Annotated in this window: 13 protein-coding genes and 1 pseudogene; 6 read left to right on the top strand and 8 right to left on the bottom strand. The window is 63.3% G+C overall.

Annotated features, from left to right (window positions below; genetic code table 11):
* The 3 genes and pseudogenes from QZ266_RS10075 to QZ266_RS10065 form a co-directional block, all read right to left on the bottom strand.
* Positions 1 to 237: pseudogene (locus QZ266_RS10075) on the bottom strand (hypothetical protein); the annotation flags it as partial.
* Positions 234 to 1,412 (bottom strand): VWA domain-containing protein, encoded by a 1,179-nt coding sequence (locus QZ266_RS10070; protein WP_367178234.1) that lies wholly within the window; start codon positions 1,410 to 1,412, stop codon positions 234 to 236. The gene QZ266_RS10070 and the pseudogene QZ266_RS10075, both read right to left, overlap by 4 nt.
* Positions 1,413 to 1,555: 143 nt before the next feature.
* Positions 1,556 to 2,455 (bottom strand): VIT domain-containing protein, encoded by a 900-nt coding sequence (locus QZ266_RS10065; protein WP_295694693.1) that lies wholly within the window; start codon positions 2,453 to 2,455, stop codon positions 1,556 to 1,558.
* A 293-nt stretch (positions 2,456 to 2,748) separates the two neighbouring features.
* Between QZ266_RS10065 and QZ266_RS10060 the strand changes: the two genes are divergently transcribed.
* Both QZ266_RS10060 and QZ266_RS10055 read left to right on the top strand, forming a co-directional pair.
* On the top strand, positions 2,749 to 3,954 hold the full coding sequence (locus tag QZ266_RS10060) for a pyridoxal phosphate-dependent aminotransferase (RefSeq protein WP_295694691.1): 1,206 nt from the start codon (positions 2,749 to 2,751) through the stop codon (positions 3,952 to 3,954).
* Positions 3,955 to 4,070: 116 nt separating this feature from the next.
* Complete coding sequence (locus QZ266_RS10055; RefSeq protein WP_367178235.1) at positions 4,071 to 4,541, top strand: Dps family protein; 471 nt, start codon at positions 4,071 to 4,073, stop codon at positions 4,539 to 4,541.
* A gap of 430 nt (positions 4,542 to 4,971) precedes the next feature.
* Here the strand turns inward: QZ266_RS10055 and QZ266_RS10050 are convergent, their stop codons facing one another.
* From QZ266_RS10050 to QZ266_RS10030, 5 genes are all read right to left on the bottom strand, one after another.
* Complete coding sequence (locus tag QZ266_RS10050; RefSeq protein WP_295694687.1) at positions 4,972 to 5,865, bottom strand: LysR family transcriptional regulator; 894 nt, start codon at positions 5,863 to 5,865, stop codon at positions 4,972 to 4,974.
* Positions 5,866 to 5,933: 68 nt separating this feature from the next.
* On the bottom strand, positions 5,934 to 7,130 hold the full coding sequence (locus tag QZ266_RS10045; protein WP_295694684.1) for a DUF547 domain-containing protein: 1,197 nt from the start codon (positions 7,128 to 7,130) through the stop codon (positions 5,934 to 5,936).
* Between the two features lie 347 nt (positions 7,131 to 7,477).
* Positions 7,478 to 8,422, bottom strand: a complete 945-nt coding sequence (gene trxB / locus QZ266_RS10040) for a thioredoxin-disulfide reductase (RefSeq protein ID WP_295694681.1) — start codon at positions 8,420 to 8,422, stop codon at positions 7,478 to 7,480.
* Between the two features lie 109 nt (positions 8,423 to 8,531).
* Positions 8,532 to 8,966, bottom strand: a complete 435-nt coding sequence (locus tag QZ266_RS10035) for a sulfur transferase domain-containing protein (RefSeq protein WP_295694678.1) — start codon at positions 8,964 to 8,966, stop codon at positions 8,532 to 8,534.
* 41 nt (positions 8,967 to 9,007) lie between these two features.
* Positions 9,008 to 9,964 carry a mitochondrial fission ELM1 family protein gene (locus QZ266_RS10030; RefSeq protein ID WP_295694676.1) on the bottom strand — a complete coding sequence of 319 codons (957 nt, stop codon included), beginning with the start codon at positions 9,962 to 9,964 and terminating at the stop codon, positions 9,008 to 9,010.
* A 136-nt stretch (positions 9,965 to 10,100) separates the two neighbouring features.
* Here QZ266_RS10030 and QZ266_RS10025 point away from each other — a divergent pair, with 136 nt between their 5' ends.
* From QZ266_RS10025 to QZ266_RS10010, 4 genes are all read left to right on the top strand, one after another.
* Complete coding sequence (locus tag QZ266_RS10025) at positions 10,101 to 10,493, top strand: BlaI/MecI/CopY family transcriptional regulator (protein WP_295694674.1); 393 nt, start codon at positions 10,101 to 10,103, stop codon at positions 10,491 to 10,493.
* Positions 10,490 to 12,490: a M23/M56 family metallopeptidase gene (locus QZ266_RS10020; RefSeq protein WP_295694671.1), complete on the top strand. Its 2,001-nt coding sequence runs from the start codon at positions 10,490 to 10,492 to the stop codon at positions 12,488 to 12,490. Before QZ266_RS10025 ends, QZ266_RS10020 begins: the two co-directional genes overlap by 4 nt.
* A gap of 156 nt (positions 12,491 to 12,646) precedes the next feature.
* Positions 12,647 to 13,816 carry a saccharopine dehydrogenase NADP-binding domain-containing protein gene (locus tag QZ266_RS10015; protein WP_295694668.1) on the top strand — a complete coding sequence of 390 codons (1,170 nt, stop codon included), beginning with the start codon at positions 12,647 to 12,649 and terminating at the stop codon, positions 13,814 to 13,816.
* Positions 13,817 to 13,882: 66 nt separating this feature from the next.
* On the top strand, positions 13,883 to 14,701 hold the full coding sequence (locus QZ266_RS10010; RefSeq protein WP_295694666.1) for a DUF3883 domain-containing protein: 819 nt from the start codon (positions 13,883 to 13,885) through the stop codon (positions 14,699 to 14,701).
* Positions 14,702 to 15,578: the final 877 nt, after the last annotated feature.

Genomic DNA, 15,578 nt, shown 5'->3' with positions numbered 1-15,578 from the left:
CGGGACGGAGAGCCGCGCCACGGGCCGAAAATCGGCCCAGGGCCATGGTGTGGACGCGGACTCCCCGTCGATTGCGCGGGTCCAGGACTGTGCGAGGAGGACCTGCGCAATATCGGCCTTCACCCCCAGCCAGGCGCCCTGTGCGAACAGGACGAGGCCGGTGGCCATGAGGCCCAGCGCGACAAGGCGCGGGCCTGGAAGGCGGAAGCGGGAAAACTGGCGGGGCAAGGCGATCACCACAGGCGCTCCTCACGCCGGGTCATCAGCCAGATCAGGGCGAAGAGCATGAGCAGTCCGCCCAGCCCCATCAGGAGTTCACGCGGCGTCGCGGTTGCCGGCAGGGCGAGGCCATTGCTGTCTGCGGCCTGCCCGCCGGAGGCCGGGGCTGAGCGGTAGGCCAGGTGGCCGGCCGCGATATCGGCCCGCTGGACCGGCGCCGCCTCGGCTTCGCGAACCCGGCCGAAATCCCATCCGTCCGGCGCCATGGCCGGGACATCACGCGAGGCGAGCGGAATTCCGTCCGGGCGGGCCGGTGTGACGTCAACCGCGACCAGGCTGGTCAGCCGCGAGACCAGGTCGAAATCGAGCGCGGTTTCCAGAATGGCGGCGTCGATATCAACCTGGCGGGCGCCTTGAAAACGGGCTTCCTCGAGGGCGCGAATCCGGTTGCGGGCAAACAGGGCGGCAATGCCGCGACCCGGTCGGGCCTCGGCCAGCGACAAGGTCTCGCGCCAGGCCTCGTCGGCCATCTCGCCCTCGATGATCATGACGCCGTCCCTGCCGGAGAGGCGTGCGGTCAGGGTGACCGGTTCGCCGTGATAGAGGTCGGGCAGGGGTGCCGGCCAGATCTCGCTGAGCGCGCCCTCCGGGAAGAGGGCATCAAGATTGGTCATGACCGGGCGTTCGAGCGCGGTGAAGAGCGCGTCCATCCGCTCCTCGACGTCGCTGACCTGGCCAATCCCGGTAAAGGTGCCGCGTCCCAGGCGGGCCGCGCGGTTCATGAAATACGTGTTGGGGGCGGACCCGATGCCGACCGGAAACAGGCGCGAGCGGCCCAGATTGCGCTCGATGGCCGCGAAGAGTTCGGCCTCATTGCCGATTGCGCCATCGGTCAGGAAAACCACCTGGCGCACGCGCTCCGCGTCTTCCGGATTGGGATCGCGCAGCGCGGCATTGAGCGCCGGCAGCATGACCGTGCCGCCATCCGCATCCAGTCGCCGGGTGAAGGCGAGGGCGCGCGCGACGGCTTGCGGTGTCGCGTCAACCGCTGTGGGGAAGACCTGTTCCATCGTATTGTCGAAGCGGATGACGTTGAAGCGGTCTTCCGGCTCCAGGCGTTGCAGGGCGGTGATCAGCGCGGCGCGGGCCTGGCGCATCGAAGCGCCCGCCATCGAGCCGGAATTATCGATCACGAAAATCGTCTCCCGGGCCCGGCGCGGTGTGTCTGCGCCCATCTCGGCCGGCGGCAGGACCTGGGCCAGGAGATAGGTCTCGCCCTCCCATTCCTCGACAAAGAGGGCCGCGCTGGGCGTCTCGGGATCCTCCGGCCGCCAGGTCAGGACGAAGTCCCGATTGGCCGGAACAGGACCATCCGCGAGCGTGATGCGCGCCGTGCCATCATCCCGGCGCTCGACAGGGTGGCGTGATGAAGGCTGGCGATCTCGCCCAGGGCGAAACCGGCATCCAGGCGAGCCGTGATGGCGACCGGCAGGCGCAGCTGGTCGGTCGGCTCGGCGGCGGGGTCGAGCAGGGGCGGGGTAATGCGATGGGCGTCCGGCACGGCGCGATTGCCGCGCGCGCCGGTGGCGGCCAGTTGGTAGTCGCGTCCCTGCGGGACATAGCGCGGTGTCAGGCCAAGCGGCTGGCGGAATTGGAAACGGCCATCGGCAAAGCGCGCCACGTCCTGGTATTCAATCTGGATGATGATGGTCTCGCCGGGGCCGATATTGGCGACCGAGGTGGTGAACATGTTGGGGCGTTCCTGCTCGACCAGGCTGGCACGCTGGCCATTGCGGCGGGCGGCTTCATAGGTGCGCCGGGCTTGCTGGCGCTCCTGGATCTCGCCTTCGATGAAACGATCCCCGATCTGCATGCGCAGCCGATCGACGCCGCTGTCCTCGGGCATGGGGAAGACGTAGATGGCCTCGACCCAGGCGTCGGTCGGATTCTCGAAACGCTGGGTGACAGTCGCGCGGATGACCGGACCATTGATCGTGAAATCCAGCTCGGTCGCGACCATTGGCGCCGGCAGGTACTGGCCGTGTTCGACCGTCCGGATCAGCAGGGCGCCCTCATTGATCTCGGAGAGACGGACCAGTTCGAGGCCGTCATGCGGGGCTTCGTCGGCGCCGGCCTCCGACCACAGCAGCAGGGCGGCGGCGAGCGCCGCGAGAGCCAGGGTAAGTCCGAACCAGGCCTGTGACCCGACTGATGAGTGTGTGCGTGCGGCCGCCATGCGAACCTCCCCGATATGTGCCGGCCGCTCCGTTTTGCGAGGGCGTTTGCGGAGCGACCGGCTTCCCTGTCCACGGTCACGCTGATCCCGGATCACGAAGGTGACAGGGCGGTAATGCGGCGATTGCGGGGAAAATTGGGGCCATGTCTGGGCGGGGCGAACCGGTCCGACCCGGGCCTGGTCATGCAGAATTGCCTGCGCGGGAGGGCGATCTTGCATAGCTGGGGGATTGGCGCGCGCGCCGAGCGGGACTAGGCTTTTTACTTCCAGCCTCGCTCTACCGGGACATCATCATGACCTTTACGCCGTCCTCCGCGCTTCAGCGCGTGAAACCCTCCGCCACGCTTGCCGTCACCCAGAAGGCGCGAGAGCTCAAGGCGAAGGGCATTGATGTCATTTCGCTCGGCGCCGGCGAGCCGGACTTCGACACACCGGATCACATCAAGGATGCGGCGATCGACGCGATCCGGCGCGGTGAGACGAAATACACCAATGTCGACGGCATTCCGGAACTCAAGGATGCGATCATCAAGAAGTTCCGCCGTGACAATGATCTCGAATACCAGGCCAACCAGATCCATGTCTCCACCGGCGGCAAGCCGGTCATCTACAACGCCTTGCTGGCGAGCCTGAATGAGGGTGATGAAGTCATTATCCCGGCGCCCTACTGGGTGAGCTATCCGGAGATGGTCAATCTGGTCGGTGGAACGCCGGTGACCGTGAAGGCCGGAATCGAGAACCGGTTCAAGATCAGCCCGGATCAATTGGCGGCCGCGATCACGCCGAAAACGCGCTGGCTCATTCTCAACTCACCGTCCAATCCGACAGGCATGGGCTATACCCGGGACGAGCTGCGGGCCCTGGCCGATGTCCTGCTCGCCCATCCGCATGTCTGGGTGATGACCGACGATATGTATGAGCACATCGTCTATGACGGCTTTGAGTTCGCGACCATCGCCGAGGTCGAACCGAAACTCTATGACCGCACGCTGACCATGAATGGTGTGTCCAAGGCCTATGCCATGACCGGGTGGCGGATCGGCTATGCCGGCGGTCCGGCCGCCCTGATCAAGGAGATGGGCAAGGTCGCCTCGCAGACCACGTCCAATCCCTGTTCGATCTCGCAATGGGCGTCGGTCGAGGCGCTCAACGGCAATCATGATTTCCTGGCCGCGCGCAATGCGGCCTTCCTGCGACGCCGGGACCTGGTGCTGGCCGATATCAATGCCGCCGAGGGGCTCGTCGCGCCGACACCGGAAGGGGCTTTCTATGTCTTCGCGGACTGTTCCGGCACGATTGGCAAGACGGCACCGGACGGCAGTGTGATCGAGACCGACACGGATTTCTGCGCGGCCCTGCTGGAGGCCGAGGCTGTTGCGGCCGTGCCAGGCGTCGCCTTCGGGCTCGAGCCGGGCTTTCGCATCTCCTATGCCACCTCGGATGAAGCCCTGACGGAAGCCGGAATGCGGATTCGCCGTTTCTGCGCGGAACTGCGCTAGCTATAGAGACGCTCAATATCAAAACCAATTAATCCTGATTTGAATTATGGAATTGGGATGTCTACCTAATGCAGGACGCCGCGGCGATGCCGCTGGCCAAAGCCAACAAGGAGACTGTGATGAGCATCAATATGGGTCTGTCCGACACGCAACGTGAAGCCATGGCCAGCGCTGTGACCGCCGTCCTGGCAGACACGTATGCGCTCTACTTCAAGACGCATGTCTATCACTGGAATGTCACGGGACCGCGCTTCCACGATCTGCACGCCCTGTTCGAGACCCAGTATAACGAGCTCTGGATGGCGACCGACATGATCGCCGAGCGAATCCGCGCCCTCGATGTCCTCGCCCCGCGCTCCTATGACGAAATGTCTGGTGCGGCCGCGATCAAGTCCGGTGGTGACGCCAAGGACGCCAATGACATGTTGCGGGACCTGCTGAAGGGACATGAGACAGTTGTCGCCACGATCCGCAAGGCGCTCGAGCTGGCTGCCGAGCATGGTGATGAGGCGACCGCGGATGTGCTGACGCCGCGCCTGACCGAGCACGAGAAATCTGCCTGGATGTTGCGGTCCACAATCGGCTGATCTGTTTGATCGGTTCGTTGACGAGAGCCCTGGTGCCTGGCGCCGGGGCTTTTGTTTGCGGCACAGGCAAAAAAATGCCCCGGCTCTGGGGAGAGCCGGGGCAGGTATTGTGAAGCGGGCTTGGGGAAGCCCGAAAGAGATGGCGCCGGGTCCTAAAGGGGAGGAGAGGGACCCGGCGCGATGTTGCGCGCCCGAATGGGGAGGAGGGGCGCACAAAACTCAGATGGGGAGATCTGAGGAGCGGCTTGCTCGCCGCGTCGGGTGTGTATATCGGCGATTTTGCCGCCTGGCAGAAGAGCTATGGCGGCATGTCAGCTATGCATAATCGCGACGACATACCGGTTCTCGCCATGCATTGCTGCATTGTCGCCACAATTGGTCGTTCGCGACGCTCATGCGCGTCAATATCCACCGAAAGACGACTGACGCGTCAGCTCTGCCAGCGGCGGGCCTGTTCGATGAGGAAATCGCGGAAGGCGACGATCCGGCGTGAACCGCGCAGCTCGCTCGGATAGACGAAATAGACCTCGAAATCCGGGCCATCCACTTCTGGCAGAACACGGCTGAGCTTCTGGTTTTCGCGGGCCACATAGTCGGGCAGGGCAGCGATGCCCATGCCGGCTTCCACCGCTTTCATCACCCCGTAGATCGTATTGACCTCGATCACGGCCGGGCGCGGCGCAGCCCCCTCCTCACGGCCGGCCTTCGCCGCCCAGTCGAGTCCGGGGATCGGCGCCAATTGTGGTGGCCCGTAATAGATGATGGCGTGGTCATCGAGCGCCTCCACGGAGGCCGGGGAGCCCTTGCGCTCGATATAGTCGTGACTGGCATAGAGGTGCTGGCGCACCGAGAGCAGTTTGCGTTGCACCAGATCATTCTGGGTCGAGGGCCAGGGCCGGATCCCGACCTCGGCTTCCAGCCCGGCGAGGTCAAGCTCGTGATCGTCCAGCATCAGGCGGATGCGGATATTGGGGTATTCATCGTTGAATTCGGCCAGGCGCGGGGCCAGCCAGATCGCTCCGAGTGCCGTAGGTGCGGTGACTTTCAGCTCGCCGGACGGTTCATCGCGGGCATCATGGACATGCGCCTCCGCGATCGCGACCTTGGACGCGATTTCATGGGCGGCCCCGTAGAGGAGATTGCCTGGCTCGGTGGGAATCAGGCCGCGGGCGTGGCGATGAAAGAGGGTGACGCCGAGATCATCTTCAAGCGCGGCAATCTGCCGGCTCACGGCGGATTGCGACAATCCCAGCATCTCCGCTGCCTTGGTCAAGGACCCGGCCTGCGCCGCGGCGTGAAAGGTTTTCAGCTTGTCCCAGTCCATGCCCCGTCATCTCCCGTACGGATTCGATTTGGGGCAGTCTAACGGGAATGGGACGAATCGCGACCCTGCTACTCCGTCCCGCTATCGTCGTCTGTTTCGGGTGCCGCATCCGCAGCCGGCTCGGTGGTGTCGATGGTCGGCAGGTCGACCGTATAGACCTCGCCATAGCGACCCTCGCGGAAGAGTTCGATGCGGCGGTTCTGCACAGCGGTCATCAGGATGGCGGCATTGGTCGGCATTGTCGCGCAATTGGCGACCACGCCTGTTTGCTGCGTCTGTTCGGCATTGCCGAAGGCGAAGGATGTCATCGTCGACGGGCCGGCCACACCGGTGCAGCGGCGCGAGCCATTGATCATGTCGGCGACCTGCCAGTCGGAGACACGGGCTGAGACGGGGCGGTCTGCATGCAGCTGTTCCGCCGTCTCTTCATTGGCGTAGCGAGCGAGGTGGGCGCGCAGATCTGTCTCGAAATCCGGGAACAGGACACGGGCTTCGTCATAAACCACGGAGACACGGAGTTCGCGCTCATTGACTTCCACGCCCCGCAGCGCGTTGACGAATTCGCCGGCGGTCCGGTCAAGCTGACCCCATACACCGGCGCCTGTATAGGCCGAGCGGCGCAGTTCCGGGCTGCCGACAGATCCGTTGAAGAAACCGTAGATGACGCGCGGATCGTCCCAGTTCGCATAGACGATATTGTGGCGGATATCATTCAGGCTCAGGCGCTGGCCTTCGACTTCCAGGATCTTGGCGTCGAAGACATTCTCGTCCGAGCCATGCGCTTCCATATTATTGATCCAGCGCACCGGATAATTGAGCATGGTCTGCTCGATGATCGCGACGTTGTAGAGGTTGAACCAATAGGCCAGCTGCTCGTTGCTGCTCAGGCGCGACAGGCCGCCAATCTGGTCCGGCAGCGCCTCAAGATCTTCGCGCTGGAAGGTGATGGCTTCCCGGTATTCATCGTTCAGCACGTGATAGACGACCCGGTTGCCCTCATGGCGATAGCGCGTCGTATTCGCCGTATTGATGCGGGTTCCGGTCTGGATCGGACGGGTCCGCTCGGGTTCGCGGTCCATCGGGGGCACATTGAGAACAATGCCGCGCAGGATGACTGACCAACCCTCGTGATCGATCACCATGTTGGAGTTGTCATTGGCTTCGGCAAAGACCGAGAAATCCGCCATGGGCTGGGACTGGGCGTGGCTCGCCGGGGTCGAGGCAATGGCAATCAGGGCGATGCCGGCAAGGAAATAACGACGCATGGGAAAGCTCCACTCACAGCCTGCGCCCTTTGGCGCTTGATCGGACGCGAAACTAGCGGGGGCGTGCGTCAAGGCAAGGGGGACTGGCGTTAAATAAATTCCACGTCTTCCCGATGCCCGGACCCGGTCAGCAAGCCTCGCATGAAGCCAGCCGGACCGGGTCGGTCGATCTTCGAGATGCCGAGCCAGGGCGGGTCCGGGAGGGGCAAAGCGATCGAGCAGCCGGGCTTCCGGGCCGGTCTTGGCCCCGAAGCCCGCCCGGACTGCAGGCTTTAGCTGCCGGTTGGAGCTGCCGGTTGGAGCTGACGGCGGGATGTCGTCAGGCGCTCATCTTGCCGATGCGGTGTCTACTCCTGGGCGGCCAGGAAACGTTCCGCATCCAGCGCGGCCATACAGCCCATGCCGGCCGCCGTGACGGCCTGGCGATAGACATCATCGGTGACATCGCCGGCGGCGAAGACACCGGGGATTGAGGTCTTGGGCGTGCCCGGCTCGACCACCAGATATCCGCCATCCTTGGTCTCGAGCTGATCGATGAAGAGCTCGGTCGCCGGGGCGTGGCCGATGGCCACAAAGAAGCCGTGGGCCGGGATGTCCGTGGTGGCGCCGGTCTTCACATTCCTGATCCGCACAGCGGTCACGCCAGCCGGGTCGCTGTCGCCCAGCACTTCCTCGACTTCGCTGTCCCAGACGATCTCGATCTTCTCGTGCTTGAACAGGCGGTCCTGCATGACCTTCTCGGCCCGCAGCGTGTCGCGACGGTGAACCAGCGTGACCTTGGAGGCGAAATTGGTCAGGAAAAGCGCTTCCTCGACGGCGGTATTGCCGCCGCCGACAACCACGACTTCCTTGCCGCGGTAGAAGAAGCCGTCGCAGGTCGCGCAGGCGGAGACGCCGAAACCCTGGAATTTCTGTTCGCTCTCGAGGCCCAGCCATTTGGCCTGGGCACCGGTGGCGATGATCACGCTGTCGGCGGTATAGACCGTGCCGCTATCGCCCTTGAGGACGAAGGGGCGTGATGTCAGATCCGCTTCGACGATGATGTCGGACACCATGTCGGTCCCCACCTTCTCGGCCTGCTCGCGCATCTGGTCCATCAGCCAGGGTCCCTGGATGACATCCGCGAAGCCGGGATAATTCTCGACATCGGTGGTGATGGTCAGCTGACCGCCTGGCTGGAGCCCGGCAATCAGGGTCGGCTCAAGCATGGCGCGAGCGGCGTAGATGGCGGCGGTATAACCGGCAGCGCCGGAACCGATAATGATCAGGCGCGAGTGACGCGTCTCGGACATGGTCGAACCTCAAAGTCTGGCAGGGGCAGGGCCCCGAGTCGGGATTGGCCTTCTATATAGGCGCTCGGGCGTCAATTGCCTGCCCGCCTGTGCAGCGCGCCTGATACGCCTATTGGGGCGTGAGCGCGCGCACCATTCCCCGGTCCCGGCCGCCGGGCCAGTTCATGGTGTCAAACGGGTCGTCTCCGGCCTGATCGGTGGCGATCAGATGGGCCGCATACAGATGGGCCGAGCGCGTGCCGGAGCGGCAATGCATGACCACCGGTCCGTCGCTTGCCTCCAACAGGGCCGCGAGTTGCGTGGTCAGGGCCGGATCTGCGCCATGTGCGCCGCCAATCGGCATTTCGACATAACGCATGCCACGCGCCTCAACTGCTGCCGAGAGGTCAAAGGGCAGGCTGGCGGTTTCCTCCGGTGTCCGCGAATTGATCACCATGCGGGCACCCGACGCCGCCCAGGCATCAAGGTCGGCTTCGCTTGGCTGGCTGGCCAGCCAGACCGTGTCATGTCGCGCTACGATGGCGCCATCATCCTGAAGGGTCATGGTCACTCCCAAGAGACTGAGAAGGGCGACGAGCAGGGCCATCACGCGGCCTCGCCAGTCGAAGAGGATTGCTCGCGACGGTAACGTGCGAGGAGCTGTTCCGCGACGCGTTGCGTTTCCTGCAGCGGCTCATATTGCCAGCTTTCGCACGCGCCGAGATAGGGGCGTACCGCGCCATGGGCTTCCAGATCGGCATGAAGCCGCGCAAACTTGCCCGGCGTGCCGCTCAGCGGCAGGACATAGACCGGCGCGCCCGTGGCGCAGGCTTCGACCAGCATATTGGTGGATTCCTCGGTCACGAATATCCAGTCCGCGGCGGCCAGGAAGGCGAAATAGGGATTGGGGCCTTCACCGTCAAAATACCAGATCCGGTCCCGATTGGCGAAATGTCGCCGGAAACGGTCACGGACGAGGTCGGGCGTGCGGCGGGACACCGTGATCATCAGGGAAAGACCCTGTGCGTGCAGGGCGTCCAGGCGGGCTTCCAGATAGTCTGCGGCCGGCGTATCGAGCTTGAAGCGCTTTGAATCGCCTCCGATCAGAACCGTGGCGCGCGGTGAGGGGAGCGCCTCGATCTGCCGGGTGAAACCGGCTTGCTCCTGGCTCAGCTTGGCGCCGGTCACCCGGTTGGGTGAGCCGATCATGGTGATGATATTGGCGCCGGCCAGCCGGTCATGGCGGGGGGCGATGATGAGGTCGAAATCGCTGTGACGGGACCGCGGATCCTGCACATAAACGAAGAAACAGTCCGGGAAAATGCGCCGCTGACGACTGGCCAGCGGAATGGCGGCCCGGCCGCAGCCGATCCAGATGTCCGGCGTCGAATTGGCAGGCAGGGTGACAAAGCCATCCTTGCGCACGACGACCCGCTCGATTTGCACCGGGCCATCGAGACGGGGCTCCAGCGCCTCTGCCAGGCCAAGCGCCTGGTTCTCGATGCCGCGGCGACCGTCGGAGACGACCCAGATGGTCGTGCCTGTATTTGCGTCAACGCTCATTCCCCCACTTAGAATGCGCCCCTCTTCCAGCGTCAAGCGTCGACGCGCTTGACAGTCGGTGTTACGCGTGTCACATCATGTGACAAGTGTAGCGCACAAGCCGGTGAGGCTTTGCGCCAGAGCAGGAAGACAGAGCATGACCGCCACCGCTCCATCCCAGGCTGAACTGGCCATTCTCAAGCATTTGTGGACCGCAGGTCCGCAATCCGCGCGGGAGGTCCAGGACCGGATCGCCGGGCCAACCGGCTGGTCCTATTCAACGACACGCACCTTGCTGGCGCGGATGACGGAGAAGGGTCTGGTCGAGCGCCAGGACGTGCATGGTCTCTCCGTCTTCAACGCCCAGGTCGAGAAGGTCACCCTGATGGGGCGCCTGATCCGGGACTTCGCCGCCAATGTGCTCGATATGGAGGGGCCGCTGCCGGCCACGACCTTCGCCAATAGCCGCCTGTTTTCCGACGAGGAGGCCGAGGCCCTGACCCGCTTGCTGGAAACCAGCGGTGAGGGTGAGGCAGGAGATCGCTCATGACCGGATTGATGGATGCGCTTTTCGTCGGCGCCGGCCTGTCTTTGTTGTCGGGGCTGCTGGCACTGGGTTTCGCCTCATGGCAGACCGCCCGCGGCCGGACAGGCACCGGGCTCTGGCGTGCCGCCCGCTGGGCAGCCCTGGCCCCGCTCGCCCTGGCACCGATTATCTATTTCATCCCGGAAACCACCATTGTGGCCATGCATGCGCCTTTGCCGGATGGCCCGGCGCTGGTCGGGCCGGCCCTGCCGGCCGCCGAGACCCGCTTTGACCTGATGGGTGCCCTGATGGGCATTGACTGGGCATTGGCGCTCATCGCGCTCTACGGTTTCGGCCTGGCGCTCGCGACCGGCAGTGCCGCCTTGCGTCATTTGCGACGCACGGCCCTCGTTTCCGGCAGCCGACCGGCGCCGGACATGGCCCAGGATTATCTGTCCATTCTCGCTTCGAGGGTCGGGGTCGAGACGCCGGATTTTCGCCTGCGTGACGGATTGGCCTCGCCCATCCTGACCGGTTGGTCGCCGGTCATCCTCGCCGATCCCGGCCTGCTCGATGATACGGCAGCCAGCCGCTACGCGTTGACCCATGAACTGGTTCACCATCGCCGCGGCGATGAGCAGGACCGGCTGCTCGGGGCGGCGCTGATGGTGGCGCTCTGGTTCCACTGGCCGCTGCGCCGGATCGAGCGTGAATTGCATGAAGCCCGCGAGATTGATTGTGACGCGGAAAGTCTGGAAGCGCTGGGGGGCGCAGAGCGAAAGCCCTATGCGGCGACGCTGATCACCATGATGCGGAGCCCGGCCCAGCTGGTGTCGGCCTTCGGTCCCGATGACAGGAGACATCGAGAAATGCGTATCAAAGCCATCCTTTCAGGCCGTTCGGCCCGTCCGTCCTCACGCCTTCTGGCGGTGATGCTGGCCGGCGTGTCGGTCCTGCCCGTCGCCTGCGCCCAGGCGGCCCTGACAGATCGCACCCAGCTGGCGGTCGACCTCAACAGTCCCGGCGATAATCATGTCGTCCGCTTCCACGCTGCACCGAATGGCGACGTCAATGCTGACGGTGACCATGACCTCCATTTCAGCGATGAGCTGCATGAGCATGAGGATGAACTGCACGAGCATCATGATGTGGAGGGCCGGATGGTCTTCCAGACCGAGGATGGCCGCACGATCATCTTTGATGAGGTCGAGCCGGGTGAGGACGGCAATCTGGAACTGGCATTCGGTGGCGATGATCAAAATGTGATGATCATCCCCGAGGGCGCCGAAGGCGAGTTCATCTTCTATGCCGAGGGGGAGTCTGAAGCGCGCGAAATCGCCTTTACCGACAACGCCGGCAATACGGTTCGCTTGTCCGTTGACGCGGAGACGGAATGGCGCACCGAGGATGGCAATTTTCTCGTACTTGAGCTTCCTGAAACCCCGTCCGCTCCGGAAAGGGTTGAGCCGACCGCGGAGCCGGCGCCGCGCGCCGATGTCAGCCCGCCATCACCCACGGCATCACCGGCACCGGCAGCCGAACCGGCTGCGGGCAGCGAGCCCAAGCCAGCGGACGCGCCGCGCGCGCTGCGCCGGGTCGAGCCACCGGCAGCGCCTGCCTTCAGCCATCCGGTCACCGCGGGTCGCGTGACCTCGCATTTCGGCAATCGTCCCTCCCGCCCGGCCGGCGCCGAAGCCGGTCATGGCGGCATCGATATCGCCGCCCCGTCGGGCACGCCGATCCTGGCCGCTGCCGGGGGCACGGTGCGCCATGCCGAGGCGGGCTATAATGGCTGGCCGGCCTGGGGCAATACGGTCGTCATCGATCATGGCAATGGCTGGGAGACACTCTACGCCCACATGCAGGATATCGAGGTCGACGCGGGCGCCACAGTGGCTGCGGGCGAGGAGATCGGCACGGTCGGCTCGACCGGGCGCTCGACAGGCCCGCACCTGCATCTCGAGGTCCGCCATAATGGCCAGCGCGTTGATCCGGCGGCCCATGTGACCGGGCTCCGCTAGCCGCAATCGATCCCCGCGACGTCAAAAGGGGCGGCCAGTCGGTCGCCCCTTTTTTGCGTCAGCGACTGGAGCTTCGACTTGCGGGTATGGCCCTGATCATCCAATTATCCTCGCCATCAAGAACACAAGTCAGAATTTCAATGGTCGGGGATGACAATGGCAGAACGTGAATTCGATATCGTGGTGTTTGGGGCGACGGGTTTTACCGGGCGTCTCGTGGCCGAGTATCTCGCTGCAGAGCATGCGGCGATCCGTTGGGCCATGGCCGGCCGGTCCGAGGCCAAGCTGGCTGAGGTGCGCGACCTGATTGGCGCGCCGTCCGATACGCCGCTCCTTGTTGCGGACAGTTCCGACCCGGCCTCACTGGACGCGCTGGCGTCAAAAACCCGTGCCGTGATCACCACGGTTGGCCCCTATCAGCTCTTTGGCGAGCCGCTTGTTGCCGCCTGTGTGAAAGCGGGCACGGATTATGTCGATCTGTGCGGTGAGCCGGCCTGGATGCACGACATCATTGCTGACTATGACAAGCCGGCGCGTGAGAGCGGGGCCCGGATTGTCCTGTCCTGCGGCTTTGATTCCATTCCATTCGATCTCGGTGTCTATCACCTGCAACAGGCCGCCATCGCCAGGACCGGCGCGCCGATCAGCCGTGTGAAGGGCCGCGTCCGCAAGATGAAGGGCACCTTCTCGGGTGGCACCGCGGCGAGCTTCGCCGAGACCATGAAGCGGGCCGGCAAGCAGCCGGAAATCATCGACTGGCTGAAAGACCCCTTCTCGCTCGTCCCGGGTTTTGACGGCCCGGAGCAGCCCTCGGGCGCCAGGGTCGTTTTCGAGGAAGACCTCAATTCCTGGTCGGCACCTTTCATCATGGCGACGATCAATACCAAGAATATCCATCGCTCCAACGCTTTGCTCGACCATCGCTATGGCAAGGATTTCACCTATGACGAGATGTTCCTGACCGGGCCGGGCGAGCAGGGCGAGGGCTTTGCCAAGATGATCGCCAATGACAAGTCGATGTCCGAAAATCCGCCCAAGCCGGGTGAGGGACCTTCAAAGGAAGAGCGCGAGACCGGCTTTTACGACGTCATGTTCACGGGCCTCAACACGGATGGCGAGCGGATGACGTCGAGTGTCTCCGGCCAGCGTGATCCCGGCTATGGTTCGACCTCCCGCATGATCGCCGAAGCCGGTCTGTGTCTGGCGTTCGATATTGACCGCGACGCCACGCCGGGTGGGGTCTACACAACCGCCCCCGCGCTCGGCGACACCCTGATTGCCCGCCTGCAAAAGCATGCGGGCCTGACCTTCGCGATCGAGGGGTAGGGGGCCGCTACTAGCGGGCCCAAATAGCTGAATGACAAACAGTTATTTGGGCTTTAGCCTGGGTAAATGGCAGGCTGGTCTGAAGAGGAAAACGATCTGATCGTCGCGGATTATTTCGCGATGTTGGGTTCGGATTTGTCTGGCCAGAGCTATAACAAGGCCGCACACAACCGAAACCTCGTTGAGCGGACTGGGCGATCTCGCGCGTCGATTGAATGGAAACACCAGAATATCAGCGCGGTTCTGAAGGCAATCGGGGAACCGTGGATCACGGGATACAAGCCGGCTTTCAATTTTCAAACCACGCTCATTGATGCAGTGCTGAAGTGGCTTGCGGCCCATCCGGATTGGTTGTCCGCGGGTGCGGTAGCGCCACGGCTGCTTGATCCGCGATCACTTTGGCTCGATCCCCCGCCGACGCTGAGCAACAACCTGCCTCCGGATGAGCTGGAGCAAACTCAGACCGTCGCGGCCAAATTCGATGTCGCAAAACGAGATGAGGCTAACAGGGCCCTGGGGTTGGCCGGGGAGCAACATGTTCTGGAGTTCGAACGTGTCTCTCTAATGTCCGCAGGGCGTCCGGATCTTGCGAAGGATGTGAGATGGGTATCGGAGGAGGATGGCGACGGGCTTGGCTATGATATTGCCAGCTTCACGCCCGAAGGGCGGCCGCGATTTGTCGAAGTCAAAACCACCAATGGTTGGGAACGGACGCCGTTCCATATCTCCCGCAATGAGCTCGAAGTGTCGGAACGGTTGCGGGAGGATTGGCGCTTGATGCGGATTTGGAACTTTGCCCGTCAACCAAAGGCGTTTGAACTCTGCCCGCCTTTGTCTGCGCACGTATCCTTGATGCCGACGAGTTATCTCGCCCGCTTTCAGTGACGACTAATAGGAATCCTGCCGGGGCGACGCCCCAGAAGAATGACCCGGAGCTGGTGTAGTCAGAAGTCGAGGAACGCGTAAACCGCGCCTTAAATCTCATGCCAGCCAGCGGGCCTCAAAGGTTCAGTCGGGTCAAGGGCGCTTGCGCCGCGTCGCGGTTTCACCCTTGACCCGACTGAACCTCTGAGGCGGAATCCCGGCAAGAGAATTAAGGTGAACTCCGTGTCTGAAGACTACTTTCGCCGCTTCGCGAAAACCCTGCAGATCGAAGCGACTCGTGGTTTTTCATCTGATTTCAGGCAGATATGGGCTGGGCAGGCCCATCAGGGACGCTGCACAACGGATCGCCGATCATCAAGTGCCGACGCGCGGCAGAAGATGCTGCACACAATTTTGGCGAGGCTATTGTCTGTGAGTTGGGGAAGTATCCGGTTGAGCTCTCCCCTATCGGTCATAAAGACTTTGACTTGGCCAAATCGCTGGTTATTGAGACGGCAAATCTGGCCAAGTCTTCCTGCTTCCAGGAACTGAGCCTCTTGGATCAGCGCATGCCCAACGGAGTGAGCGCGGAAGATTTTCCGAACCGGATAAGGCAGCCGCCAGTGCAGTTCTCGAGATCGAAGGGCTAGAAGCTGGCTTCAAATCTCAAAGGTCATTCCTGAAATGGGCTTTTGGAGATCTGGTTAAAAGCGCTTGGTCGGGACTTTTGGTTCTCGCAGGTGTTGGGTTGGCAGAACTGTTTCGCCGGACTTTGAGCCTCTTTTGAGCATCCCCCAAACGCAAAACCGGCGCCCCTTCGGAGCGCCGGCTTGGCAAAGCATCGGGTAGCAAGAGTGGCCTACTGCCAGGTCACCGACATGATCTCATAACTCTTCAG

It is taken from the genome of uncultured Maricaulis sp., from assembly GCF_905480005.1.
Lineage (GTDB): Bacteria > Pseudomonadota > Alphaproteobacteria > Caulobacterales > Maricaulaceae > Maricaulis.
The sequence above is the reverse complement of the archived record's forward strand: the minus strand, read 5'-3'. Positions and strand labels throughout refer to the sequence as shown.